The 24,413-nt window shown below is 62.4% G+C and carries 22 protein-coding genes, 1 pseudogene and 2 riboswitches; of the genes and pseudogenes, 9 read left to right on the plus strand and 14 right to left on the minus strand.

Annotation, left to right across the window (positions count from 1 at the left end; translation table 11 throughout):
• A partial coding sequence (locus ECTPHS_RS14775) for a hypothetical protein (protein WP_008932117.1) occupies positions 1-186 on the plus strand: 186 nt, incomplete at its 5' end.
• A gap of 675 nt (positions 187-861) precedes the next feature.
• Here the strand turns inward: ECTPHS_RS14775 and ECTPHS_RS15155 are convergent.
• The 3 genes and pseudogenes from ECTPHS_RS15155 to ECTPHS_RS07525 form a co-directional block, all read right to left on the minus strand.
• A pseudogene (locus ECTPHS_RS15155) lies at positions 862-1,749 on the minus strand (transposase); the annotation flags it as partial.
• 169 nt (positions 1,750-1,918) lie between these two features.
• Positions 1,919-2,218: a type II toxin-antitoxin system RelE/ParE family toxin gene (locus ECTPHS_RS14240; protein ID WP_008932120.1), complete on the minus strand. Its 300-nt coding sequence runs from the start codon at positions 2,216-2,218 to the stop codon at positions 1,919-1,921.
• Positions 2,208-2,456, minus strand: a complete 249-nt coding sequence (locus tag ECTPHS_RS07525) for a type II toxin-antitoxin system Phd/YefM family antitoxin (RefSeq protein WP_008932121.1) — start codon at positions 2,454-2,456, stop codon at positions 2,208-2,210. Before ECTPHS_RS07525 ends, ECTPHS_RS14240 begins: the two co-directional genes overlap by 11 nt.
• 163 nt (positions 2,457-2,619) lie before the next feature.
• On the opposite strand from ECTPHS_RS07525, the gene ECTPHS_RS07530 reads away from it, so the two are divergent.
• Positions 2,620-3,684 carry a linear amide C-N hydrolase gene (locus ECTPHS_RS07530; RefSeq protein ID WP_008932122.1) on the plus strand — a complete coding sequence of 355 codons (1,065 nt, stop codon included), beginning with the start codon at positions 2,620-2,622 and terminating at the stop codon, positions 3,682-3,684.
• A gap of 84 nt (positions 3,685-3,768) precedes the next feature.
• On the opposite strand, the gene ECTPHS_RS07535 is transcribed toward ECTPHS_RS07530, so the two are convergent.
• The 3 genes from ECTPHS_RS07535 to ECTPHS_RS07545 form a co-directional block, all read right to left on the minus strand.
• Positions 3,769-4,464, minus strand: a complete 696-nt coding sequence (locus tag ECTPHS_RS07535; RefSeq protein ID WP_141565299.1) for a hypothetical protein — start codon at positions 4,462-4,464, stop codon at positions 3,769-3,771.
• An 18-nt stretch (positions 4,465-4,482) separates the two neighbouring features.
• Positions 4,483-6,528 carry a TonB-dependent receptor plug domain-containing protein gene (locus tag ECTPHS_RS07540; protein WP_008932124.1) on the minus strand — a complete coding sequence of 682 codons (2,046 nt, stop codon included), beginning with the start codon at positions 6,526-6,528 and terminating at the stop codon, positions 4,483-4,485.
• 157 nt (positions 6,529-6,685) lie between these two features.
• Positions 6,686-7,216, minus strand: a complete 531-nt coding sequence (locus ECTPHS_RS07545; protein WP_008932125.1) for a TonB-dependent receptor — start codon at positions 7,214-7,216, stop codon at positions 6,686-6,688.
• Between ECTPHS_RS07545 and ECTPHS_RS15160 the strand changes: the two genes are divergently transcribed.
• On the plus strand, positions 7,205-7,699 hold the full coding sequence (locus tag ECTPHS_RS15160) for a helix-turn-helix domain-containing protein (protein WP_246828337.1): 495 nt from the start codon (positions 7,205-7,207) through the stop codon (positions 7,697-7,699). The genes ECTPHS_RS07545 and ECTPHS_RS15160 overlap by 12 nt on opposite strands.
• 6 nt (positions 7,700-7,705) lie before the next feature.
• Entirely contained in the window at positions 7,706-8,599 is an 894-nt protein-coding gene (locus tag ECTPHS_RS15165) for a transposase (protein WP_246828338.1), read from the plus strand.
• A gap of 19 nt (positions 8,600-8,618) precedes the next feature.
• Here the strand turns inward: ECTPHS_RS15165 and ECTPHS_RS07555 are convergent, their stop codons facing one another.
• The 6 genes from ECTPHS_RS07555 to ECTPHS_RS07575 form a co-directional block, all read right to left on the minus strand.
• A complete protein-coding gene (locus ECTPHS_RS07555; protein ID WP_008932126.1) occupies positions 8,619-9,686 on the minus strand; it encodes a Hemin-degrading family protein in 1,068 nt (355 codons plus the stop codon).
• A 292-nt stretch (positions 9,687-9,978) separates the two neighbouring features.
• Complete coding sequence (locus ECTPHS_RS14245) at positions 9,979-10,140, minus strand: FeoB-associated Cys-rich membrane protein (protein WP_008932128.1); 162 nt, start codon at positions 10,138-10,140, stop codon at positions 9,979-9,981.
• Positions 10,127-12,676 carry a ferrous iron transport protein B gene (feoB, locus tag ECTPHS_RS07560; RefSeq protein ID WP_008932129.1) on the minus strand — a complete coding sequence of 850 codons (2,550 nt, stop codon included), beginning with the start codon at positions 12,674-12,676 and terminating at the stop codon, positions 10,127-10,129. The genes ECTPHS_RS14245 and feoB overlap by 14 nt, the downstream gene beginning before the upstream one ends.
• On the minus strand, positions 12,658-12,927 hold the full coding sequence (locus tag ECTPHS_RS07565) for a ferrous iron transport protein A (protein ID WP_008932130.1): 270 nt from the start codon (positions 12,925-12,927) through the stop codon (positions 12,658-12,660). Before ECTPHS_RS07565 ends, feoB begins: the two co-directional genes overlap by 19 nt.
• On the minus strand, positions 12,914-13,711 hold the full coding sequence (locus ECTPHS_RS07570) for a DUF4198 domain-containing protein (protein ID WP_008932131.1): 798 nt from the start codon (positions 13,709-13,711) through the stop codon (positions 12,914-12,916). The genes ECTPHS_RS07565 and ECTPHS_RS07570 overlap by 14 nt, the downstream gene beginning before the upstream one ends.
• A gap of 32 nt (positions 13,712-13,743) precedes the next feature.
• Entirely contained in the window at positions 13,744-14,061 is a 318-nt protein-coding gene (locus tag ECTPHS_RS07575; RefSeq protein ID WP_008932132.1) for a hypothetical protein, read from the minus strand.
• A gap of 221 nt (positions 14,062-14,282) precedes the next feature.
• Between ECTPHS_RS07575 and ECTPHS_RS07580 the strand changes: the two genes are divergently transcribed.
• From ECTPHS_RS07580 to ECTPHS_RS07600, 5 genes are all read left to right on the plus strand, one after another.
• On the plus strand, positions 14,283-14,510 hold the full coding sequence (locus ECTPHS_RS07580; protein ID WP_008932133.1) for an EAL domain-containing protein: 228 nt from the start codon (positions 14,283-14,285) through the stop codon (positions 14,508-14,510).
• Positions 14,511-14,574: 64 nt separating this feature from the next.
• A riboswitch (cobalamin riboswitch) is annotated at positions 14,575-14,811 on the plus strand.
• Positions 14,812-14,850: 39 nt separating this feature from the next.
• On the plus strand, positions 14,851-15,972 hold the full coding sequence (gene cobW, locus ECTPHS_RS07585) for a cobalamin biosynthesis protein CobW (protein ID WP_008932134.1): 1,122 nt from the start codon (positions 14,851-14,853) through the stop codon (positions 15,970-15,972).
• Positions 15,972-19,763 (plus strand): cobaltochelatase subunit CobN, encoded by a 3,792-nt coding sequence (cobN, locus tag ECTPHS_RS07590; protein ID WP_008932135.1) that lies wholly within the window; start codon positions 15,972-15,974, stop codon positions 19,761-19,763. Before cobW ends, cobN begins: the two co-directional genes overlap by 1 nt.
• Positions 19,760-20,839, plus strand: coding sequence for an ATP-binding protein (locus tag ECTPHS_RS07595; protein ID WP_008932136.1), 1,080 nt, complete (start codon positions 19,760-19,762; stop codon positions 20,837-20,839). Before cobN ends, ECTPHS_RS07595 begins: the two co-directional genes overlap by 4 nt.
• A 23-nt stretch (positions 20,840-20,862) precedes the next feature.
• Complete coding sequence (locus tag ECTPHS_RS07600; protein WP_008932137.1) at positions 20,863-21,489, plus strand: VWA domain-containing protein; 627 nt, start codon at positions 20,863-20,865, stop codon at positions 21,487-21,489.
• Here the strand turns inward: ECTPHS_RS07600 and ECTPHS_RS07605 are convergent.
• Entirely contained in the window at positions 21,484-22,140 is a 657-nt protein-coding gene (locus tag ECTPHS_RS07605) for an energy-coupling factor ABC transporter permease (RefSeq protein ID WP_008932138.1), read from the minus strand. The two genes, ECTPHS_RS07600 and ECTPHS_RS07605, sit on opposite strands and share 6 nt — an antisense overlap.
• A gap of 120 nt (positions 22,141-22,260) precedes the next feature.
• Positions 22,261-22,506: riboswitch (cobalamin riboswitch) on the minus strand.
• A 74-nt stretch (positions 22,507-22,580) separates the two neighbouring features.
• Complete coding sequence (locus ECTPHS_RS13995; RefSeq protein WP_008932139.1) at positions 22,581-24,413, minus strand: sensor domain-containing diguanylate cyclase; 1,833 nt, start codon at positions 24,411-24,413, stop codon at positions 22,581-22,583.

Below are 24,413 nucleotides of genomic sequence, written 5' to 3' on the forward strand. Positions count from 1 at the left end.
AGCATCAAAGGTGTTAATGAAAAAAAAATATCTAGTGGCGCGTTGGTGGCAAGTTTGGGAGGCATCGAGGTGGTTTATATTGTTGCGTTGTTGGTTTTGGGTGCGGTGGTGCTTTACGCTTTATATAAAGATTACAACATAAAAGGAAAGTATAAAGATTATGAGCTTGTATTGGAGAGAAATTAGTTATGCCTGATTCTTAAAAAACGCTTCAAGACGGATTCGCAACGCGTGGTATTTTTACAATGCGTTGATTTTACTGGTTTAGGCGGTATGCGGAAGTATCGTGTTGCGTGCTAACCATTTAAGCGGGCGTTGGAATCATGAGCACTGAAGGTACGCCGCTTCAGAGGCTGGAATACATCGGTTTTAGAGCCGTGGGAGCTTGGTCGCTCGAAAATGGGTGGACACTGGGACATGCATGATTTAAAAAGCGAACTCTAGATGAATTGCTTAGCTGGTTAGTCAGGAGATAGTGTTGATCACGCTGTCATAGCGCATATATGGAATAGAAAGCTGTCTACTCGGCGTTGCAAATTGATAGGTGGGATATTTTGGCAATAGGACTTCTGCCACATCTGTATGGAGTGGCTGGTCTTGAACGCGTGATGACGGTATTGCGGGTGGTCAGGTAACAATCGGTGGTCGGAACAGTCGCCTTGCTTCGCTGATACCCTTCACGAACTTGCGCTCGAATGTTGCGACAGTCTGTTTCAGCTTCTCTACCGAGCCAAGCATGACAGGTGTTTCTATTATTAACCCGGCAATCAAAAAAATTACTTGACTTCGTTTTTAATCTTTAAAAAATTGGCAACTTACAACAGGCGATACAGATATGAATGGTTGCCGGGTTAATATCGCCTCACCACGTAGGTGGTCTATCAGGCGATGGGGGTCAAGATGGAGGCGTTCCAGGATGGGCGGTGCGGCCGCGTGGATGGAGCCGCGTTTGCCTTCACGGATTTCCCGACCGGCCCAATCGACCAGTTCCAGATAGTCGGGGAGGGTGAAGCCAATACTGTTGGGGTGCGGGTCATGGCGTTGTGGGACCAGTCTCATCAAAGGGATGGGGTTGATGGGAACCTCATCTGTCTGCTTTGTCTGCTTCGGTGCCATGTCGCGTATGCGTTGCTGGATGGAGGTGAAGTCGGAGGCTTCCGGGGTGTCGGCCATCTTGGCACGTACCGGGTTGAGGTCCACATAGCTCATGCAGGCCAGTACGGCGGCATCATCGAGTAGGGCTTGGCTTTTGAAGCGACTCTCCCAGAAATGGCCCTTGCAGTGGTCTTCTTCGTTGGCCCGTCTGGCCAGGTATTCATTGAGGCTGCGCATGAACCAGGAGATGTCTGTCAGGCGTTCGCGCCAGGTTTCGATGATTTACTCGGCCTTGATATTCTCGGTCTTGCTGGTCGTTTCACCACGCTGGTAGCGGGTGACCAGCACTGGCACACCGTAGAGTCTTCCCCAGTGTTCAATGACTTTCTCAGTATCCCACTGCTTGGCTGTGCCCTGATCGATGCGCAATACCAAGTGATAGTGGTTGGACATGATGGCATAGGCGCAGATCTCGATGGCGAAGGTATCAGCGAGTTCACGCAGGCGTTGGGTCACCCAGCTTTTGCGGTGTTCGTGGTTCTTACCGGTGAGGGAGTCTTCGCCACAGAGGAAGGCACGGCGGACACAGCGGGATATCGTATGGTAGTAGGGAGTGGTTTCGGGGCAGATGAGTTGATGTCTGGCGCGGGTCATGGGTTTCCTCCTTGAAAACAGATCCCGATGTTGTCCCTAGTCTAGTTGTGTGTAGTATTCAGTCAAGAGAAATGATGGCTGTCCCGGTTCTGCCCGATCAGTTCATGCCCATGCCGGACGTACACAAACGGTTGTATACGACCGCTTTCAGCGGCGTATGAACCTGGCGTTATGGCTTGTCTGTCTTCTCGCGTGAAAGCGCCAGATCATAGACTTCGTTTCGATTTCTTTTGCCGACGGCAAGAACGGTGACCGTGACAGTGGTATCTGATACCGAATAGACCAACCGATATCCAAGTTGACGCAGTTTGATTTTGTACAGGTTGATTCCTCCACTAACTGCTGCGGAAGGCACATGCGGATTGGAAAGCCGCTCTTTGAGTTTTTTAGCGAAAAGCTCTCGCACATTAGGACCGAGCTTTTTCCATTCTTTCAGAGCACTTTTCTTGAATGCTAGCTCATAGGTCATCCAGGTTGACCTTTATGCTTTCTTCGTCCATGCGGCTCTTGGCAATTTCCAGCAGCTCTTTATCTTCTATAAGATCCATCATGGCTTCATAGGCTTTGGCGGGGATACAATAAAACGCGGGCTCATTCCTGTTAAGCACAGCAATGGGCATGCCTTCTCCGCTAGCCACGACCTTCATGGGGTTGGCTTTCAGTTCGGAGATACTGGCCACCACGTCAGTAAGGATTTGATGCGTCATGGTGACACCCTGGGTCAATTGAAGTGAGACCTAATAATGGACCTATTAAGTAGTCCTGTATAGCCATAATCGAATAGCCGCGGGTTTTCCCCGGCCTCTACAACACCCCGCATGCGGGTCCGCACGGGGTGTTCGGGCCTTCAAACAGAGGTTTATTTCTTTCATGAAACATCGACTGATCCAAACCCTTTGCACGGCCGTCATCGCGGCGCTGATGCTGATCATCCCGGAGGCCAATAGCTGCACCCGGGTGGTGTACCTTGGGCCGGAGGACCGTATCGTTACCGGTCGCAGCATGGACTGGAAGCTGCCGATGGTCAGCAATCTCTGGGCATTTCCCCGCGGCATGGCGCGGGACGGTGCCGCCGGCCCGCGTTCGGTGCAATGGACGGCCACCCATGGCAGCCTGATCGTGTCGGGCTACGATATTTCCACCGCCGATGGCATCAACGAGGCGGGTTTGGTGGCCAACCTACTGTGGGAGGTGGAAGCCACCTATCCCGAAGACGATGGGGCGACGCCGCGTATCTCGGTCTCGGTGTTCCCGCAATACCTGCTGGACCGTTATGCCTCCGTGGCAGAGGCGGTGGCCGACCTGCGCGAAAATCCCGTGCTGGTGGTGTCGGGTGAGGTGCCGGTGGGGCCGCCGGGGCGCGAGGCAACCGTCCATGTGTCGCTGTCGGACGCCGGTGGTGATAGCGCGGTCATCGAGTTCATCGCCGGCGAGATGGTCATCCACCATGACCGCGCCCATCAGGTCATGACGAATGAGCCGACCTACGAGCGGCAGCTTGCGATCCTCGAATATTGGCAGGGCGTGAACCCGCGGGAGTTCATGCCCGGCACGGTACGCGCCACCGATCGTTTCGTGCGGGCGCATTTTTATGTGAACGCGGTGGTGCAAAGCGCCGACCCGCGCATTGCGGCGGCCTCGGTGTTCAGCGTGATCCGTCAGGTGTCCGTGCCCTGGGGTATCAGCATCGCCGACCAGCCCAACCTTTCGACCACCCGCTGGCGCGTGGTGGCCGACCACAAGCAGCTGCGTTATTACGTTGAATCCGTACTTTCGCCCAGCGTCTTCTGGGTGGATCTGAAGAATCTCGACCTTTCCGCGGGCGCGCCGGTGCGCAAGCTGGACTTGGGTGTGGATATGGAGCGCATCCTCTCGGGCGAGGTGTCGGATGCCTTCGTGCCGGCCATGCCTTTCACTTTCCAGCCGGCCCCTTGACCCAGTGCGCGGCAAGCTCCGCCGTTCAGGGCGGGGGAGATAGTCGCCCCGCCCATCGTGACTGTACCTGGCTGGTGCAACGGCTCAGCGCTGGGCCCGTACCGCGGCTTCCAGTTCACCGCTCTGTATCGCGCCCCAGCCCATGACAGTCCGGACCTCCGTCGAACCGAACAGGGTCTGCAAATCCTTGGCCGGGAAGGTGGACGTGACCTGCTGCTGGTAGGACTGAAGCTGTGCCTGATCGGCTTCCGTGAACGTGCCGGCACGGCGCTTGTCGCGGATCTCGAACCATCCCGCCGGCCAAAGCGCCGGGTCCAGGGCAATGGATACTGTCTGCAGGGTAGATTTGCGCATCACCTGGAACTCGAAGCTGTCCGCCGCGTTTCGCATTCCCGCGGGCCGCAAGGTGCGTGACTCGGGGCGGCCATTGCTGAAAAGCAGGTCCATCACGTCCGCCACGCCGCCGCCTGGTGAATGGCTCAGCACCAGCAGATCATCGGCACGGGGGATTTCATTTTCAGTGTAAAGGTTCTGCAAGGCATACTGCATGGCCATGAAAGCCACGGTGGCAGGCCCGCAGGCATAGCCGTGGTGATCAAAGACATCCGCCAGGCTGACGCTGCGCGCCACGCCGTCCGGCTGAATGATGTGGATGGGCGGCAGGGCTTCCACTGCCGGGGGATAGTCGCTTGCAAGGGCACTGGGGGACATCAGGACACCCCCCGTGATCAGCATGCTCGCTACGGTGTTCATGGCCAGTCGTCGAACCGGAATCATCATCAGTTACCTCCAAGGGAATCAAAAGACGTATCTTGCCCCCAGACGGATATCCCGCCCTGGTTCCAGGGTGGACAGTTCGTTCTGACTGAGGGTGGTGTGGCGGCTGTAGCTCTTGTCGAACAGATTGCGCACGGCCAGATCAAAGCTCAGATTGGACAGACCGGCCGGCGTCCAGACGGCGGCCAGGTCATGGGTGGTGTAACCGGATTTTTCGATGAATACCGTCTGGTCGGCCGGCACATCCGTGAGTCTGCCCACCGCCGTCAGTCGATAGGTCAGTTCCAGGCCGTCCTGGGGCAGGTAGCCCAGATCCAGGATCAGGCGGTCGCCCTGGGGAGCGCCGAAGCGAGCCAGAAACTGGGGTTGGCTGGGTAACCCGTCGGTGTCCAGGCGCATGAAGCCGATACCCCCCGTGAACCGGCCCGCCGCATAGGCCGCCCGGATTTCATACCCTTTGAAGGTGGCTGTCTGGTCCGAATTGTAGAGTTCGGTGACCGGACGCCTTCCCAGTCCTCCGCTGCCCGGCTGGTCAAAGAGAATGGCGTCCTGAATCCGGTTCTGGAACGCCAGGGCTTCCATGCGGATGGATGCGCCTCCCGCGCCCAGGCCTTCCCATCGCACGCCGGCCTCTCCCTGACGGGAGACTTCGGGCGCGAGTCGGCCATCGGCACTGCCATTGATCAGGGCGCCTTCCACCACGTTGCCGGCAAAGTGGATGGGAATGGTCCCGGCCCCGCGAGCGGACTCACCATAGCCACCAAACACCGTGAAGCCACCGCCCAGTCCCGTCTCGCCCGACAGGTTATACGAGGTGGCGGTATTGCCCGTACGCGTGGTGTTGTTGCGGAAACTGGCCTCGAAATCGTCGTGGCGTACGCCGAAGGAGAGCCGGGTATCGGCGAACTGCACGCGGTTTTGCAGGTATATCCCCTGGTTTTCATAACGGTTGCGCCGGTCCCCGCGCCCCTGCCGATGATTGGTGCCCCGGTCCCGCAGTTGATCAATGCCAACGACCAGACCGCCCTGCACGGCATCGCCGCCGTAATGGAAGGTATTTCGAAGGTCATAGCCCTGGCCGTCACTGGTGAAGCGTTCCACCAGATCGGAGGGTGTCTTGCCCTGCCAGCGGTTGGTGCTCTGATAGAGGTTGAGCTTTAGATCCACCAGTGGTGCCGACGGATTGAAGCGATAATCCAGCGTGTGCTGCTCCCTGAGCAGGGTCTGGTGGCGGGGTGGCCGTGTGCTGAGGTCATCGGGCTGCATCTGCCAGGGATAGTCTCCCCGCTGCTGGAACTGAAGGCCGCTGGCCTCGTGACGTTCCGTCCCCAGACGCAATTGGTGATCGGGCATGCCCAGTGCGCTGAGTTTGAAAAGATAGGACTCATCCCGTCCCCCCGAATACGGTGTGCGGTCGCCTTCCCCCGTGCGAAGGTCATCATGATCGTGCCAGGACACATGGCCCAGCAGGCCGACGCCCTGTCCCGCCAGTCCATATAGGCTGGCGCTGGCTCGCGTGCCCTTGTCGGCGCTGGCATAACCGGCCCTCACGCGGGCGCCCAGTGGCTGATCCGGTCTCAGCCGATCCTGGGCATCCACGGTTTCAAACCGGATGCTGCCGCCGAGGGCCCCATGCCCATCATCCGCGGCGGGAGGGCCGGGCTGGATGTCGATCCGCTTGAGAATGTCCGGGTCCACATTGCCCAGACCACCACGGTGGTTGTAGAGGTTCTGACCCTGGCGCGCGCCATCAACGGTGATGTTGACATTGCTGCCCTCGACCCCTCGCAGGTACAGACGCTGGCCATTGCGTACACCACCCGCCACGTCCGCGTTGACTTCGCCGCTGAAGATGTCGCGCATGTCCCGCGCCTGTTCCTGCTCCAGACGTTTGACGCGCTCGTCGATTCGCTGCTCCTCCACTGTGACGGTAGGTAGCCAGAGCACTTCCTGGGCCTGAGCCGTCGTGGCGCCCAGGGCGAGCAGGATGCCCGCCGTGATTCGGGATGGCGTGATCGGGCCGTGGGAAAAATCATGGGGAAACGTGGGCTGAATCCGCTTTTTCATGGGAGTAAATCCGTAAAGGATGAGGGGTCATGATTCGATTTTAGTAATAATTATCATTATTGATTTTTTTCATCAAGTTTAATTGCGATTGATACTTAATAAAATTTGGCGGGATACCCCGGCGTCCGGGGTATCCCACCCTGCTGGTTCGGTCGAATCAGAAGCGGCTGCCCAGGCTCAGGTAGACGTTACGCCCCTTGCCCACCCGGGAAGTGGTTTCCACATCCCGGGCGTTGATGTAGGGCTGGTCGAACAGGTTGTTTACCCCGAAGGCCACTTCCACATCCTTCATGAAGGATAGGTCTCCCTGGGTCCGGGGCGTCCACACGGCGTTGATGCCGGTCTGGGTGAAGGATTCGCGCACATACCAGTACTCCACACCACGGCTGGTGAGGGTCTTGGGGTTCTGATCCGGCTTGAACCAATGATTGACCGACGCCCCCAGCCGCAGGGTGGAGAGGGGGCGATAATAGGCGGTGAGGGTCGCCTTGTCGGCAAAGGCCTGGGGCGTCTTTTCACCGGTGGCCTCATCTTCAAGATTCACCCGGGAGAAACCCAGGCTGCCACCGGCCATGGGGGCATCGTAGGCCAGAGAGGCCTCGAAACCATTCCGGGAGACCCGATCCACGTTGCGGTAGGTGGCAAAGGGCGTCCCTTCCTCGGAGACGGGACCGTCATGACCGGACATCGCTTTCGTTGCTATCCCGGTCGCCAGCAGGAAAATATCCTGCTGCGTTGGATTGGCTGTCAGCGATTCATCTATAACAGCAAGGTCAAGGAAGACCGTTATTTTCGTGCCTTTGCCCGAAAAGCCTTGTCGCTGACCGGGCAAAAACCACCCATCGACCAACAATACAGCCAGTTCATCGGCCCCGATACGGCATGGTTGCGTGAAGTGCCCTCCCAGGTGTTACGCAATGGCGCGGTTCGATGGAAACAAGCCTACAGTCGCTTCTTCCAGAAATTATCCGGTCGTCCAACGATTCATGGAAAAGGTGGCGAACAAGGCGTCTGGCTGACGCGGGAGTTATTTGCTTTCGAGGATGATGGCGAAGGGGGTTATCACCTTCGGGTCGGCACGAAAAAGCACCCGCTCGGTCGGTTGCGCTACGTCGCGGATCGGCCTCATGCATTGCCCGCCTCCATCGTCATCAGCATCAACGCCGGTTAGTGGCATGTGTCATTTGCCACCGAGGATGATGTGATCCACCCGCGCCCTGCAGAGATCCAGGCCGAGTTATCGCAGTGGGATGAGGCTTCATTGCACGCGGCCACCATCGGCGTGGATCGCGGCGTGGCGGTGCCTGCCTACGCCAGCACGGGATCGGTGTATGCCTTCGACCCGGTGCAAAAGCAGCGAATGGCCCGCAAGGAACGCCAGCGCCTTCGCTGGCAGCGTCGGATGGCGCGACGTGCCAAGGGCTCATCCGGCTGGCACAAGGCCAAAAAGCGCGTGGCCCGCACCCACACCTACGCCAACAACGTGCGCAAAGACTTTGCCCATAAGACAAGTCACGCATTGGTGACGGCGCCGGGGGTGAGGCTCGTGGTCATGGAAGACCTCAAGGTGGCCTCCATGAGTCGTCGCCCGAAGGCAAAGACCGACGAACGGGGGCGCCACGCCCCCAACGGTGCCCGCGCCAAGGCGGGGCTCAACAAGGGCATCCTCCATAGCGCCTGGGGCAAGATCAGAACCTATGCCCAGTACAAGGCACCGAGAAACAACGTGTTGTTTCTCGTGGTGCCGCCGCACCATAGCTCGCAGGAATGTGCCGTTTGCGGCCACATTCATCCCGACAATCGGCCCAGTCAGAGCCGATTTGTCTGTCAACGCTGCGGGCAGACCGACCATGCCGACCACAACGCCAGCCGGGTGATTGCCCGACGCGGCGTCACAGCGGTGATCGGTCAGTGCAAATCCCATCAACAGGTAGGGGCGGTGCGCCCCGAACCGCCGCCCCCGGACGGCTACGCCGGTGGAGATCAGGGTCAGTCGCAGAAGGGCAAGCGCCCAACTGCGCACCGATCATCGAAACCGGAAACCATGCCTACAACCGCTCAAGCGGTTTAGGGGTGGTAGTTCATCTGATTTATGTCTGCAACCAGGCGGTCGTCCGGGGCTGAATGATTCGCAGCAGGCTGGCCCATTCACCCCAGGGGCACGAGGGCTGGCCATGATCGTCAATGGCCAGGAGCAGGTGTCCGTGAATGTCGTGGCATTCGATGCCCAGGATCTCACCCTGATAGCCGGGTTTGCGGACGATCCAGATGGTTTCCACGACCTCCAGTGCCAGGCTCAGCCTCGCGTCCGGTCCCTGGCCCAGTTCCAGGCTGTTTTCCCGGATATTCGCTTCCCGCAGAGGGCCCGTCGTGCGCTGGCAGGCACCGGCATTGGATACCGAAAGACGCAGACTCATGGGCAGATCCTGTGCCTGCAGGCATTCGGCGAGCAGATGCAGGGCCTCCGGTCTGGCCCGGACGGCGTAGCCCGTGCCCAGGGTTTCCAGCAGCCGGGTCCTTGGCAGGTCGGCAATGCCAGGGACTTCATTCACCGGAAGATCGCCCGGCATCTGCCACCAGAGGCGAATGCCGTCCCTTTCCAGTCGTTCCATGTAGGGGGACTGCATCTGGGGCTGGCTGTAAGGGGGCATGGGGACGCGGGTATGTTCCCGGCCCTGACGTGAGTCCAGAAAGGGCCTGATCAGGTTGGGTGCAAATCCTCCGGGGGCTGTGGACTCCAGGGCAAAGATCCGCTCGCCGTAAGCATCAAAGAACCGCAGCGATCGTGTCACGGTACCGCTTGCCCTGTCGATATCGATGGCAAAGCCGCTGTACCAGGCATCGGTATGCAGGATCATGGACTGTTGCAGGCCGAACAGATGGAGGGTGTCGTCCACCACGCGTAACTGATGGACGCACGGGGCTTGATCCAGCGTTACCCCTCGGCGGGTAGTCACGCAGCGAACGCCGGGTTGTTCAAGCAGGGTGTGGATGATGCCGAACCAGTCACGGCAGAGCCGGTGAACGCGCCGGCCGCAGGACAGAGCCAGTTGCTGGGATTCCGTCAACCCAAGGTAACTGGTGTCATGGGCGGGCGTCGCCGGGGCAGGGAAGGTGACGTGGGCGGCGGTGGTGTCCAGGGTGTGGGATGGGAACATGGGCGGGTGCCTCCCGACTCAGGCCGGATGATGGCGATGCCGCCCGCAGCCCTGACAGGCCGAGGCGCACCGCTGGCGGTTTTCAGTGGGTTGCGGGGGCTGCGGGGACGCCGGCGTGCCTTGATTGGAGGTCTCGGTTTCGGGCTGATCCTGATGGGGGGTGGGGATGTGGTCGGGGGTATGCATGGCGGCTCCGGTGTATTTGCTGGCAATAATCTAAATAATAATCATTATTATTTAAAATTGATAGTCCTTGCCGGTGTGCCCTGCTGTCCTTCCTGATCAATGGGGTCTAACGACATTTCCCACCGCAGCCACCGCACTTCTGGTTACTCCTTCGCGGCCACAGGCGGCGCCATAGAAAGATCAGTGCCGCCAGCACGATGCCTCCGGTCACCAGGATGTCGATCCAGGTGACGGAGGGGGCATGAACCAGCATGTCATGGGCTTCCATCGGCAGGGCCTCCCGGTGTTGCGGTGGCCAGGCCCGGTTTCACCCTCTGGCGAGGCCATAGGCCCACCATCAGCAGAAGGGCCAGTATCAGGACCCAGAAACCGATCATCATGGGGATGGCATCCAGGGTGAACGCCTGTCCCAGGCTGTGGATGGCGCTGGCCATCAGCAGCCCCAGGGCGGCGGGGAAGACGATGGAAAAGAGCATCCAGCCGGTGGAGTCGGTCTGTACCCTGACCATGATGGCGGTGGCCAGACAGGGGGGGTAGATGGCGAAGAACACGATCAGGGCCAGGGCCACCAGGGCGCCTTCGCTGCCTCCCATGGCCGTTCCCATGCGCTCTTCCAGGGGCCGACTGGCCCCTTCCTCCTGCTGGAACAGTACGCCCAGGGTGGCCACGGCGCTTTCACGGGCGGCAAAGGAACTGAGCAGGGCCACATTGATCTTCCAGTCAAATCCCGCCGCCCGGGTCAGGGGTTCCAGGGCCTGCCCGGTGCGGCCCAGCAGGCTGTTGTGGATGCGGGTCTCCTGCATCTCCAGGCGCAACAGCCTGCGTTCCTGATCCAGGGTGCGCAGGGCGCGATTGATGGCGCGGACATCCCGGTCACCCCCACCTGGGCGCACGAAGGGGAAATAGATCGGATCGGCCTGTTCGAAGCGCCGGTCCAGTGACTGGACAGCCTCCGGCGTGCTCAGGTTCATGCGCCTGGCCCGGTAGGCATTGGACAGACTCAGGGCCTGCATCAGCTGTTCAGGCGTCTGAAACAGGTGGGCATGGGGGTTGTCACGGATCTGGTCATGGAATTGATTCAGTGCGATCTGGGCGCGCTGTTCAAAGTTCTCTTGTTCTTCCGCTGACAGCCCCGGCAGATTCAAAAGGACGAAGATCACCACCGCCACCGCCAGCACGATGGTGCCCACCTTCTTGATGTAGAGCCAGGTCCGGTCCAGGGCGCGGCGCATGACGCCCTTGGCCGTGGGCAGGTGATAGCGGGGCATCTCCATCACGAACGGGACGGTTTCCATGGGCCGGAGCAGGGTGCGGGTCAGCAGCCAGGCCACCAGCAGGGCCACCATGATGGTGATGGTGGCGATGAAGAACATGATCAGGCCCTTGTGGTCGACGAAGAAGATGCCGATGAGCAGGGTGTACAGGGGGATCTTGGCCAGGCAGTTCATGTAGGGCACGGTGAGGATGGTGGCCAGCCGTGCCCTGGGATCGGGGATGGCGCGGGTGGCCATCACCCCGGGGACGGCGCAGCCGCCGGCAAAGACGCCGCCCAGGATCAGGGGCAGGGTGGACTGGCCGTGCAGCCCGAACCGATGCAGCACCCGGTCCAGGATGAAGGCGATCCGTGCCATGTAGCCGGAGTCTTCCAGGATGGCGATGAGGGCGAACAGGATCAGGAAGATGGGGACGTAGTTAAGCAGGGTATTGACGCTGTCCAGGAGCCACAGCCCCAGTGACCGGGACAGGGGATCGTGCAGAAAGCCCGCCGCCGGCAGCCAGTCGGCGGCCAGATTGCGGACCCCCGCCAGCAGAGGCCAGGTGTACTGGGTCAGTTCATAGCCCTGCACGATGGCCGTGTGGTAGATCACGTAGATGGTGGCCAGCAGAAACACCGGTGCCAGCCAGCGATTGAGCAGGATGCGGTCCGCCCGCTCGGTCCAGCTGATCCGCTGCCCGCCGGTGCCTGTGTTGAGGCACTGGCTCGTGAGGTCGTGGGCGTGCCGGTCCCGCATCATGATGACGTAGTCGGCCAGATCCTGGTCATGGTCCTTCTGGAACCAGTCGCGGCGGTCGCGAGCCTCCGCCAACAGTGTCTCCATGGATTCCGGCGCCAGCCCGTGCCGCAGCAGGAGCGGCTTGCCTTCCGGGTCGTTCTCCAGCAGGCGCAGGGCCATCCAGCGGTTCTTCAGGCTGTCGGGCAGCCTCTCCATGATGGCCTGGATGTGGGGTTCCAGGGCGCCATAGCGGGGCAGTCGGGCGGCGATGCGGTGCCCGCCATCCAGCAGGCCGCTGATTTCCCGTTTCAGTGGATCCAGGCCCTGACCCCGCCGGCCCACGGTCTCCACCACCGGCACGCCCAGCAACTCGGCAAGCCGCCGTGCATCGAGGGTGTGGCCCTGACGACGAACCACGTCACTCATGTTGAGGGCGCAGATCACCGGCAGGCCCATTTCCAGCAGTTGAAACGTCAGTGATAGACCCCGTTGCAACTGGGCGGCGTCCAGCACATGGATGCCCAGTGTCGGCGGCGAGTCCAGCAGGAAACTTCTGACCACCCGCTCCTCGGGTGAGAAGGCGGTGAGGCTGTAGGTGCCGGGCAGGTCCACCAGATTCAGGCGCCGATCCCCGAGATGCATCGGGCCCTGCTTCTTTTCCACCGTCACGCCCGGATAGTTGGCCACGTGCTGGCGCAGGCCGGTGAGGGCGTTGAACAGGGTGGATTTACCGCAATTGGGTTGCCCGATGAGGGCGATGCCGCCCCGGATGTCGCCGGGGCGGGCAGTGGTCAGCGGGATGGTGTGCATGCTTCAAGGCTTACCGTGATGTGAAAGGCCTCCTGGCGCCGGATGGCCACGAAACTGTCGCTGGCATCCAGGCGGACTTCCAGGGGATCGCCCAGGGGGGCGAGTCGCACCAGCTGAATCCGGCGACCGGGAAGGAGACCCATGTCCAGCAGTCGCTGGCGAATCGATCCCGAGGCGGTCAGCCGGAGGATGCGGCAGGACTGGCCGGGCCGAATCTGGTCCAGGGTCTGATCCGGTTCAGCGCAGTTCATGGACCTGTACCCAGATCACGGCCTCCTGGCTCAGGGGTTCGCCCTTGTATTCGGTCACGGGACCCGATTCCGGGGCGGCAAAGCCCCATACCCCGGCCTTGGGCAGGGCGAAGTGAAAGATCCCGTTTGCATCGGTGTGGGTGACGAAGGTTTCAAATGCGGGAGAGGGGAAGTTCAGGTGCCCTTCCTTGCGCAGGGTGTTCTTGTCCATGAGTACGTCGTGGTTCATGAACTCCACCTCGATCTCCGCGCCCGCCACCGGCTCGCCGTCGGACAGCAGTTGGGCGCTGAAGAGCATGCCGGCGTAGAGGGCGTAGGGCTTCACCAGCGGCACGATTTCGGTCGGCAGGCCCAGGGGCTTGTCCCAGTCGGAGGGTGCGCCGCCGCGATTGACGATGGTCTTGGTGAATTGCTGGATATAACCGTCTCCTTCCTCCAGATAGGGGGCCGGCACCAGGGCAAAGACGTAATCGCCATTGCGCCGGATGGGGACTTCGGCCGCAAAGGCGCGCCCCTGGTTATGGGCGCCCTGCCAGGTGATCGGCTTGAGGGTGTTCATCAGGTCCGTTTTTTGTCCCTGGTGCACCACGAAGAACTGTTCGGGGGTACCCATGTCCATCACCGCCCCGTTGCCGGCCGGATGGGTGAAGACCAGGCGGAAGGGCAGGGTGGTGGGGCTGTCATGGATGAAGGAGGGGGTGTAGAGCAGCTGGAAATGGGCTTGCGTCGGCGCGGCGAGTCCAACCAGGAAAGCCAGGCCTGCTGTCATCAGGGATCGCTTCATGAGGGAACGGCTCCTTGGGAACGAAGGTGAGGTCAGGGCAGGATACGGCTACCGGGAATCTCGATCCGGTGACCTTCACCGGCATCGAATACCGCGGTATAGGTGCCTTCGGGCTTGTCGAACTCGATTTCGCTCAGGGTGTTGAGCTGGTCTTCCAGCAGCACCCCGCCACTGCCGTCCAGCACGCGGATGGTCACGCCGGCGGCGGATGAGCCGTCGGAGAAGCCGCCTTCGCAGAGAATGGTGCCGTCGCCGTTGTCGTAGCAGGCGAACAGGGGAGTATGGGCCAGGGCCGGGCCGCCGAGCAGGCACAGGGCCAGCGTGGTGGTGGGAAGGGAGACGAGCTTCATGATGCACCTCTTGCCGTCAGGGGGTGGGACGGGACTGGCTGGCTAGCCGCTGCAAGGGCATCACTGGCTGATTTTTATAACAATAACGATTCTTTTAATTGATTACGAAGTTACTTGCATTCGGCTTTGATGCCTTTGATGACTTATGTCAAGCCGGGTCAGCGCCGCGTCCGGGATCACGCGCTGGCACGCCGCAGTGATGCGTCCATGTCCGGGGCATCGTGGTCGTCGTCAAGGATATCGCCCACGACCCGGTCGATCTGGCCATGGTGCGGGCCATCAATACCATCGGCCATGAAATGGGCCTGAAGACTATTGCTGAGTTCGTGGAAAACGAGGAGGTACTGGAGGTCCTGGGCCGGATCGGTGTGGATTTCGTGCAGGGGTATCACATCGGCAGACCCAGGCCATTGGACGAGATCGCCCCGGTCCGTGTGCTGCCCCGGTGAGGGCGGGGGAAAGGTCACTGCCGGCATTGTCTGAAGGGTGCCATACCCGGTAAGCTTGCCCCGTTTGTTCAATCCTTCCACGGGTGCCCGCAGGCCAGTGCCTTCGGGTGAAACGGGAAGCCGGTGACGTCGCCGTGGCGACCATGCCGGCGCTGCCCCCGCAACGGTAGGTGGTGAGCAGGGATCATCCGGCCACTGTGAGGTTGCGCCTTCGTTCAGGCGCGCCTCATGGGAAGGCGATCCCCAGTGTGCCCCGGCACAGCCACGAGCCCGGAGACCGGCCCGCGGAATATCTGTCACTCCATCAACATGCACGCGGGCGGCGTGCAGGAGACATTCCATGTCTGCATTCTCGGGCGCCTTCCGGGCGCGCATCCCTGCCACCATCGTCACCGGCTTTCTGGGCAGTGGAAAGACCACGTTGTTGCGCCATATCCTCGATCATGCCCAGGGACGGCGCATTGCGGTCATCGTCAATGAGTTCGGTGAACTGGGCGTGGACGGGGAGATCCTTCGCGGCTGCACCGTGGGCTGCGAAACCGAAGGGGGCGAAGAGGCCGGTCGCATCTACGAACTGGCCAACGGCTGTCTGTGCTGTACCGTGCAGGAGGCCTTCTATCCGGTCATGCAGGCCCTGATGGAGCGCCGCGACGAGATCGATCATATCCTCATCGAAACCTCGGGCCTGGCCCTGCCAAAACCCTTGGTGCAGGCCTTCAACTGGCCGGCCATTCGCACCGGCTGCACGGTGGATGCGGTCATCACCGTGGTCGATGCCCCCGCCGTCGCCGCCGGCCGGTTTGCCGCCAACCCGGAGGCGGTGGAACGTCAGCGTCGCGCAGACCCCAATCTGGATCATGTCTCCGGTCTGCATGAACTGTTTGAGGATCAACTCTCCGCGGCGGATCTGGTGCTCTTGAACAAGGGGGACCTGATCACTCCGGAGGCCCTGCAACAGGTGGAGGCGCTGGTGCGCGGGGAGATCCCGCCCCAGGTCAAGGTGGTGACCGCCGATCACGGACGTCTGGATCTGTCCCTGTTGCTGGGTCTGGGTTGTGCCGCGGAGGAGGGCATCCATCTGCGCCACGCCCATCACCACCATCACCACCATGAGGGAGAGGGTGCCGCCCACGGGCATGAACACGAACACGAGCATGGACATGACGCCTTTGATTCCGTCGTCGTCGAGTTGCCGGCGGTGGATCGGGAAGCCCTGCTGGAAGGGCTGCAGACTCTGGTGTGCGAGCATGACATCCTTCGCATCAAGGGCTTTGCCTGCCTGCCCGGCAAGCCCATGCGGCTGGTGATCCAGGGGGTGGGCCGGCGCTTTGACAGCTATTTCGACCGTCCCTGGCGGCCTGACGAGTCGCCCCGGACCCGCCTGGTCTGTATCGGCCGTGGCCTGTCGGCCGCCGTGCTGCGGGAGGCTCTGGCACCGGCGGCGCTTGCGGAACCGGCCTGATGCACCTGCTGTCGGCCCAGCCCGGCGGCTTTGTGGATGACGACACGGTCACCATCCGGCTGGATCAGTCCCCGGCGGAGATCGTCATCCTCAGCGCGGCGGATACCACCCTGGCCCTGCTGGCCAGCCATTATCCCGGCAACCCTCAGACCCCGGGGGGCGGCCTGACCGGCTACCCGAGCCTGCGCCTGGCCAATCTGCTACACCTGCGGCAACCGGCTTCCGTGGATCTCTACATGGAAAGTGTGCTGGAACGGGCACGCCTGATCATCATTGATCACCTGGGCGGGGAGTCCTACTGGCCCTACGGCACCGAGCAGGTACAGGCCCTGTGCCGGCGGCGCGGCATCGACCTGGCCATGTTCTCCGGAGATCATGTGGAGGACCCTCGCCTACTGGCCGGCAGTACGGTGGCCCCGGAGGTCTGTCGGACCCTGTGGCGCTATCTGCGGGAAGGGGGCGGGGCCAATGTCCGGGCCTTTTACCGCTACCTGGGCGCCACCTTCTTCCAGTTGCCCCTGTCGGTGCCGCCGCCCCGGCCTCTGCCCGCCATCGGGATCTTTCACCCGGAGTTGGATGTGGGCACGGTGGCGGCCTGGGAGGCCCGCTGGATTCCCGGCGCCCCCCGGGTGGCCCTGCTGTTTTATCGTGCCCATTTGCAGGCGGGCAATATCCAGGTGTTCGACGCCCTGTGCGGGAGTCTGCTGGCGTGTGGTCTCAATCCCCTGCCTCTGGCCCTGATTTCCCTCAAGGACCCCCTGTGCCTGGACACCGTGCGCCGCCTGTGCCGGGAGCAGGCCGTGACTCTGGTGCTCAACAGCACCGCCTTTGCCCGGGGCGGGATGGAATCGGTCGCGGATACGCCATTGCTGGACGATGTCCCGGTGGTGCAGATACTGCTGTCCGGCGGCAATGAAGCGGCCTGGGAGTCTGATCCTCACGGGCTGCAGCCCCGGGATATCGCCATGCAGGTGGCATTGCCGGAGATGGATGGCCATATCATTTCCCGGGCGGTCAGTTTCAAGGGACTTCAGCATCGTTGTCCCCATACCCAGAGCGATGTGGTTCACTATCAGCCCCAGCCCGAGCGCATCCGCTTTGTGGCCGAGCTGGCCCGACGCTGGTGCCGCCTGCGGACCCTGGACAATGGCGACAAGCGGCTGGCGCTCATCCTGGCCAACTATCCCACCCGGGAAGGGCGTCTGGGCAACGGCGTGGGACTGGACACGCCCCAGTCCGTCATTGTCATTCTGGAACGGCTACAGCAGGAGGGCTACCGGCTCGGACCCATTCCCGAGAACGGCGATGCCCTGATGGCGTTGCTGCGCCGGGGCATCACCAACGACCCGGATCGCTGGCCCGCACGCACCGCCTGGCAGAGTCTGTCCATGCCGGATTACGAGGCTTTCTTCGATGACCTCCCCGAGGCCTGCCGGGCGGCGGTCCTGTCCCGCTGGGGGGCGCCGGACCAGGACCCCATGGTGCGCCGGGGGCGGTTCATGATCGCCGGGTTGCGTTGCGGCCACGTCTTCATCGGCATTCAGCCTCCCAGGGGATACCACCTGGACATGATGGCCAACTACCATGATCCGGATCTGGTGCCGCCCCACTACTATCTGGCCTTTCATGCCTGGCTGCGCCGTCGTTTCGATTGCGATGCCGTGGTGCATGTGGGCAAGCACGGCAACCTGGAGTGGCTGCCGGGCAAGAGCGTGGCCCTGAGCCGGACCTGCTGGCCGGACCTGATCCTGGGGCCCATGCCCCATCTCTATCCCTTCATCGTCAACGACCCGGGGGAAGGCACGCAGGCCAAGCGCCGCGCCCAGGCGGTGATCATCGATCACCTGATGCCACCTCTGACCCGGGCGGAAAACTACGGTCCCACCCGGGATCTGGAACGGCTGGTGGACGAGTATTACGAAGCCCTGATGCTGGACCGGCAGCGGGCCGGCGTGCTGCGGCGGCGGATTCTGGAGATGATCCTGGCCCAGAACCTGCACCAGGACCTGGGACTGGAGGCGCCCCGCTGCGAAGCGGACGAACAGCGCCTGCTGAACCGTACCGATGCCTATCTGTGCGAACTCAAGGAAAGCCAGATCCGGGACGGTCTGCACGTGTTTGGCCGCTCCCCGACGGGGCGCCAGGCGCTGGATACGCTGCTGGCTCTGGCCCGCTATCCCTCCGGCGATGGCCAGGGAGGCAACGACAGCCTGATTCGGGCCTTGTCCCGGGATCTTCTGGGGGAGGGTTTCGATCCCCTGGACGCCCCCTGGGAGGCGCCCTGGCAGGGCCTTCGCCCACCGCTGCTGGTCGGAATCAGTGATGCCCCCTGGCGGCATCAGGGGGATACCCGGGAACGCCTGGAGTGCCTGGCCCTTCAGATCCTGAGCCAGGGGCTGCCCGTGGACGAAGGTGGCTGGTCGGCCACCCGCCCGGTACTGGAACGCATCCATCAGCGGCTACGACCGGCCCTGGAGGCCTGCGGTCCCCAGGAATTGTTGCAGCTCACCCGGGGACTGGCGGGGCGTTTCGTGCCTCCGGGGCCCAGTGGCGCCCCCAGCCGGGGGCGTCCCGATGTCCTGCCCACCGGACGCAACTTCTATTCCGTGGATGTTCGCGCCGTGCCCACCCCCACCAGCTGGATGCTGGGCCTTAAATCCGCCAATCTGTTGGTGGAGCGCTATCTGCAGGAGGAGGGAGACTATCCCCGGGCCGTCGGTCTGTCGGTCTGGGGCACGGCCACCATGCGCACCGGGGGCGATGACATCGCCCAGGCCATGGCCCTGATCGGCGTGCGCCCCCGCTGGGCGGCGGGCAGTCATCGGGTGACGGATTTCGAGATCCTGCCCATGTCCGCCCTGGACCGCCCCCGCATCGACGTGACCCTGCGCATCTCCGGGTTCTTTCGCGATGCCTTCACCAATGTCATCCGCCTGTTCGATGCCGCGGTGCAGGCGGTGGCCGGGCTGGACGAACCGGAGGCCGTCAATCCCATCCGCGCCCGTATCCTGCGGGAGACCCGGGCGGGTGTGGCGCGGGGGCTGGACCCGGATACGGCTCGCCGACGGGCGGGACTGCGCATCTTCGGCGCCCGGCCCGGTGCTTACGGTGCCGGGCTGCAAGGACTGATGGAGAGCCGGCAATGGCGGGACGACGGGGATCTGAGCGAGGCCTACGTGAACTGGGGGAGCCATGCCTACGGCACCCGGGACCAGGGGACCGCCCTGCCCGATGTCTTCCGGCAACGACTGACAGGGATCGATCTGGTGGTGCAGAACCAGGACAATCGGGAACACGATCTGCTGGATTCCGATGACTATTACCAGTTCCAGGGTGGCATGAGTGCGGCCGTGCGCCATCTGAGCGGACGTCAGCCCGCGCTCTTTTTCGGGGATCACAGCAATCCCCAGGCGCCCAGGGTTCAGTCCCTGGCCCAGGAGATCAGCCGGGTGATCCGGGCCCGGGTCACCAATCCCAAATGGATCCAGGCGATGCAGCGCCATGGCTACAAGGGGGCGGCGGAGATGGCCGCCACCGTGGATTATCTGTTTGCCTATGATGCCACCGCCCGGGTGGTGCGGGATGATCAGTATGCCCGGGTGACCGACGCCCTGATCAACGACTCCCATAACCGGGCCTTTCTGGAACAGCACAACCCGGATGCCCTGCACGAGATGTGCGAGCGCCTGCTGGAGGCCATGCAGCGTGGCCTGTGGCAGGCGCCGGGGGATTATCGTGAGCAGCTGGAAACCCGGTTGCTGGAGAGCGAGGCCCGTTGGGAGGGGGCATGAGCGTGCAGATCCCGACACCCCAATACCCGTTTACGGCCCTGGTCGGGGTGCCCCGCCTGCGGATGGCCCTGTTGCTGGCGGCCATTGATCCTCTCATCGGCGGAGTGCTGATCCAGGGACCCCGGGGATCGGCCAAGACCACCAGCGCCCGTGCCCTGGCCCAGCTGCTGTCGGAGGGTTGCTTCGTCAATCTCCCCCTGGGGGCCAGTGAAGAACAGTTGCTGGGATCGCTGGACATCGAAAGCGCACTCCAGCATGGCCAGGTGAACTTCCGCCCCGGCCTGCTGGCCCGGGCCCATCAGGGGGTGCTGTATGTGGATGAGGTCAATCTGTTGCCGGACGTGCTGGTGGACCAGTTGCTGGATGTGAGTGCCGGTGGCGTCAACCGGGTGGAGCGGGATGGCATTTCCCATCAGCACCCGGCCCGGTTCGTGCTGGTGGGCACCATGAACCCGGAGGAGGGCAGGCTACGCCCCCAATTGCTGGACCGTTTTGGTCTTTTCGTTACCCTGGACGGGGGGATCGATCCCCCCACTCGGGAGGCCATCGTGCGCGCGCGGCTGGCCTTTGAGATGGACCCGCATGGCTTTGTCCTGCGCCATGATCAGGCACAACGGACATTGCTGGAGCGGCTCTGCCGGGCCCGTGATCGACTTGAAAGTCTGGTGTTCGAGGATGATTTGCACCGGCAGGTCAGCCGGTTGTGTTTCGAGGCAGGGGTGGAAGGGGTGAGGGCGGATCTGGTCATGCTGCGTGCCGCCCGTGCCCACGCCGCCCTGGCGGCACGATCCCGGATAGAGGAACAGGACGTGCAGGCGGTGCAGGCCCTGGTGCTGGACCACCGGCGTCCGCCGGCCGGCTCCGAGTCTGTGGAGGTTCCGCCTCAAGGCTCGCATGCCGCCGAGCAGAGGCGTCCGCCTCCTGCCGGGGCGACGATGGAATCGGAGTCCACGGAAACGTCCCGTGGCCAGGATCCGGAACCGGATCATGATGATGAATGGGGCGTACTGCCGCCGGAGCCGGTGGCCTACCGGCCATGGGATGTTGCGAGGCCCTTGCCGGTAAAAAAGCCCTGACGCACCGTCGGGCACCCGGACAGGTGCCCGACGGGCGCGGTGACAACCCCGGTCGGCAGCGTGAGTTCTCCCGCCTTGAGCCGGGGGTCATCCACTGGCACCGCAGCCTGATCCACAAGGGGCATGGCCCCCTGACCCGGGACGCTCTGGTTTATCGTCGCCGCCGGGGGCATGGTGACATGCTCTATTGTCTGGTGCTGGATTGCTCCGGTTCCATGCTGCGTCGGGACAAGCTGGCCCTGGCCAAGGGACTGCTGTCCGCCTGGGTGCATCAGATCTATGTTCTGCGGGGGGAACTGGCGGTGATCGGGTTTTCGGGCAACGGGGCGCGGGTACTGCAGCCTCCGGCCCGGGCCGCCGTCTTCAACGAGGACTGGATTGCCCCTATTGGCGGCGGTGGGGGAACGCCGATGGCTTCCGGCGTGGCCCTGGCGGACGCCCTGCTGTTGCAGGTACGCCGCCGGAACCCCGACAAGCGCATCGGTCTATGGTTGCTGACCGATGGCCGTACCCACCGGATTCCCCCCAGGCCCGTGCATGCCGATGTCTGCCAGGTGGTGGACTTCGAGACTGAAGCCGTCTCCCTGGGACGGGCGGCGAGGATCGCCCAGGCCTGGGAGTGTGCCCATGGGCACGTGAATGCCCTATGAGGACTGCCGCGCAGAGGCGATACGCAGATTATCCACGGCAAACAGACGACCCAGCCGCCTGCCTTCGTGGGCTTTCAGCAAGCGCACTGCGGCGTAGGTGACCAGGGGTTCGATGAGCACGATGAGCGCATAAGAACTGGCCCACAGCGCCCAGGCGCTGATCCCTGTACCTGTTCCCGCCAGCCAGAAACCCACCATCAGGGCCACGCCGCTGTAGTACATCGCATCCAGACGCAAAATCCGTCCCCAGGTCAGGGTTTCGCCCTGTTCCCGGTAGCGTCGCCCGATGGTGTAGTGGACCAGCAGCAGCGGCAGGATCAGGGAGAGGCTGTTGACTGCCCAATGCGCCAGGTCGGCAGGTTCGAAGATGAGGGCCTGCAGGAGCAATCCTAGAGCAAAGCCGAACAGTGCGGGCAGAAAGCCCAGGGTGAAGTAGATGGCCATGGCCCCGACGAAGTGAAGCTCCGATGGCCCGACGTGAAAGTGGATAGCCTCCATGAAGACCGAGAAGAAAAGCGTGGCCAGGAGAATACGCGGCCAGTCCTGTGGGCGGCGTATGAGGTGGCGTAGGTAATAGGCAAGTACGACCGCGGCGGTGGCCCCGGCAAGGATGAGTTTGGGTTGGGCAATCAAGCCTGTTTCGATATGCATGGCAGACCTCGGTCTATCGGGTTCCAGAAACCATGCGGGGGGCAGGATCAAGGCGGCAGGCAACCCGGCAAGTGCAGCGACCTGCCAGGCATGTACGCCGCCGTTCACGGTTCCCCGCCGTGTGGCGTCGTTGCTTGAGGCCGGTCTCCGGGCTTACGAGAGGAAGCTATGCTTCCGGTGAGGCGCCTTCCCATGCCGGACGCAGTATTACGCCTTCGGCACAGTGACGTGATGCCACACTTTGACTCGCCTACCGTTGCGGGGACAGCGCCGGCCTTGGCCGGTGTGTGAAATATATTCACGTCACCTGCCGCACCGGCTTCCCGATCACGACACTCGACGCCGACCGTAGGCCGGACGCACGGGTGCCGCGATCCCGACGGCACGTGCCGCCGGGTCACCTGAAGCAGCCGAAACCTTACGAACCTTGGGGAAGCAAGTCAATGTGCGACGTGTTTGTTCTCTACCGAGACAACCCGGTTGCGGCCGGCCGCCTTGGCGCGATAGAGCGCCAGATCCGCCGCTTCGATCAGTTGTCCGGGTGAGCGTGTGTCCCCCATATTCAGCGTCGCCACGCCGATGCTGACCGTGATCACCCCCAACGGGGAGCTTTCGTGGGGCAACGCCCTTTGTTCCAGCATGCCGCGAATCTCTTCCGCCAATCCAAGGGCCCTTGCATGATCAAGACCGCTGCAGACAACGGCAAACTCCTCACCGCCGTAGCGGGCCGCCAGATCGGTGGCCCGCTGGGTATGTTGCCGTAGCACGTCGGCCAGCACCTGCATGCAGTGGTCTCCCGCCGGGTGTCCATGCTGATCGTTGTAGGCCTTGAACCAGTCGATATCCAGCATCAGCAGACTCAACGGCTGGGCGAAACGGCGGGTTCTGGCCCATTCTCTTGCCAGCACTTCATCAAGGCAGCGTCGGTTGGCCAGGCCGGTGAGCGCGTCGGTGCGGGACAGTCGGGACAATTCCTGGTTGGCCTGCTCCAGCTCCGCCGTGCGCGTGGCCACCTGCTGCTCCAGATCCTGGGTCTGTCGTTCCATGCGATGTGCCATCTGCCCCAATGCCTGGGACAGCTGGCTGACTTCCTTGACCGGGGTGCGGATGTCGGGCCGGTAGGTCCAATCCCCCCGTCCGAGTCGGCTTGCCCAGCGACTCAAGGCCACCAGGGGACGGGTGACCCAGATGCTGATGAGGGTGATCAGGATCATTCCCAGCAACAGTATCCCGGCCGCCACCAGCAGCAATTGCCGTAGTAGATCCAGCATCGGTGCCATGAACTGGCTCTGGGGGATCGCCTGCACGATCCTGAGTGTCGGGCCGTCCCGGAGTGAGTAAGACACCCAGTCCACCAGATAGCGTTCGTTGCCGATCTGGTGCAGTATCCGGCCCTGTTCAGGGTCGGCTTGTCGTTCCAACAGTTCGCCCAGTTCCCTGAGCAGAGGAGAATCACTTTCCCATAGACTGATCCTGCGGGTTTCGTCACGGCTCAGGAAATAGACCGGGTCCGGGGTCGAGTTTGCCAGTAGTTTTCCGTCCGGTTCGGTGATGAAGGCCACACCCCCGGAGCGCTCCATCACTTCGGCCAACCAACGGCTGAGCTGGACGATGGACACATCGGCGGTGATCACGCCCACGAACTGGTCATCGGCCCCATAGAGGGGGGCAGACATGCCCAGTCCCATGGCGCTGTAGTCATCCGCGGGGTCATTGATGGCATAACGGTAGACCGGGTACCAGCTCATGCGCCCCATCATCTGGGCAGTCACGAACCAGGGGCGGAGTCGGGCATCGTAGTTATCATTGCCGGCATCGATCAGTTGTCCCGGACGATTGCGTTCATCCACGCGGTAGAGAGACATGACACGGTGGTTGGCGATGCTGGCCTGCAAGATCCGCAGACTGCGGTCCTCGCCCAGCGGAGGGCGGCTGGCAGCAAAATATTCCCCTTCGGGCGTGCCCGTGGAGAGAAAGGTGAGCAGGGGTTGCTGCTCCAGTTGCAGCAGGAAATTGCGGACCAGGGCTTCAGGATCTCGTGGATCGATCACGCCCTGCCGGACCTGGGCGACATTGAGGCTCACCACCTGCCGGGGAACATCGAAGAACTGGCGTACCTTGTCGTTGACCTGACTGCTCACTTCTTCCGCCAGGCGGGTCTGCAGGCGCAGGGACATCGCTTCCGCGGCCTGATAGGTAAGCCACCACTGGATGGCCACCAACAGCAACAGGCCCGAACCCAGCAGCAGGATGATGTAGCGTTTAAGCGTCAT

The sequence above is a fragment of the Ectothiorhodospira sp. PHS-1 genome, assembly GCF_000225005.1.
GTDB lineage: Bacteria > Pseudomonadota > Gammaproteobacteria > Ectothiorhodospirales > Ectothiorhodospiraceae > Ectothiorhodospira.

Excerpts from the sequence above, each read along its gene's own strand:
- ECTPHS_RS14240 (WP_008932120.1), bottom strand. The coding sequence starts at position 2,218 with ATGACCTATGAGCTAGCATTCAAGAAAAGTGCTCTGAAAGAATGGAAA.
- ECTPHS_RS07525 (WP_008932121.1), bottom strand. The coding sequence starts at position 2,456 with ATGACGCATCAAATCCTTACTGACGTGGTGGCCAGTATCTCCGAACTG.
- ECTPHS_RS07530 (WP_008932122.1), top strand. The coding sequence starts at position 2,620 with ATGAAACATCGACTGATCCAAACCCTTTGCACGGCCGTCATCGCGGCG.
- ECTPHS_RS07535 (WP_141565299.1), bottom strand. The coding sequence starts at position 4,464 with ATGATGATTCCGGTTCGACGACTGGCCATGAACACCGTAGCGAGCATG.
- ECTPHS_RS07540 (WP_008932124.1), bottom strand. The coding sequence starts at position 6,528 with ATGAAAAAGCGGATTCAGCCCACGTTTCCCCATGATTTTTCCCACGGC.
- ECTPHS_RS15160 (WP_246828337.1), top strand. The coding sequence starts at position 7,205 with ATGACCGGACATCGCTTTCGTTGCTATCCCGGTCGCCAGCAGGAAAAT.
- ECTPHS_RS07545 (WP_008932125.1), bottom strand. The coding sequence starts at position 7,216 with ATGTCCGGTCATGACGGTCCCGTCTCCGAGGAAGGGACGCCCTTTGCC.
- ECTPHS_RS07555 (WP_008932126.1), bottom strand. The coding sequence starts at position 9,686 with ATGTTCCCATCCCACACCCTGGACACCACCGCCGCCCACGTCACCTTC.
- ECTPHS_RS14245 (WP_008932128.1), bottom strand. The coding sequence starts at position 10,140 with ATGGAAGCCCATGACATGCTGGTTCATGCCCCCTCCGTCACCTGGATC.
- feoB (WP_008932129.1), bottom strand. The coding sequence starts at position 12,676 with ATGCACACCATCCCGCTGACCACTGCCCGCCCCGGCGACATCCGGGGC.
- ECTPHS_RS07565 (WP_008932130.1), bottom strand. The coding sequence starts at position 12,927 with ATGAACTGCGCTGAACCGGATCAGACCCTGGACCAGATTCGGCCCGGC.
- ECTPHS_RS07570 (WP_008932131.1), bottom strand. The coding sequence starts at position 13,711 with ATGAAGCGATCCCTGATGACAGCAGGCCTGGCTTTCCTGGTTGGACTC.
- ECTPHS_RS07575 (WP_008932132.1), bottom strand. The coding sequence starts at position 14,061 with ATGAAGCTCGTCTCCCTTCCCACCACCACGCTGGCCCTGTGCCTGCTC.
- cobW (WP_008932134.1), top strand. The coding sequence starts at position 14,851 with ATGTCTGCATTCTCGGGCGCCTTCCGGGCGCGCATCCCTGCCACCATC.
- cobN (WP_008932135.1), top strand. The coding sequence starts at position 15,972 with ATGCACCTGCTGTCGGCCCAGCCCGGCGGCTTTGTGGATGACGACACG.
- ECTPHS_RS07595 (WP_008932136.1), top strand. The coding sequence starts at position 19,760 with ATGAGCGTGCAGATCCCGACACCCCAATACCCGTTTACGGCCCTGGTC.
- ECTPHS_RS07605 (WP_008932138.1), bottom strand. The coding sequence starts at position 22,140 with ATGCATATCGAAACAGGCTTGATTGCCCAACCCAAACTCATCCTTGCC.
- ECTPHS_RS13995 (WP_008932139.1), bottom strand. The coding sequence starts at position 24,413 with ATGACGCTTAAACGCTACATCATCCTGCTGCTGGGTTCGGGCCTGTTG.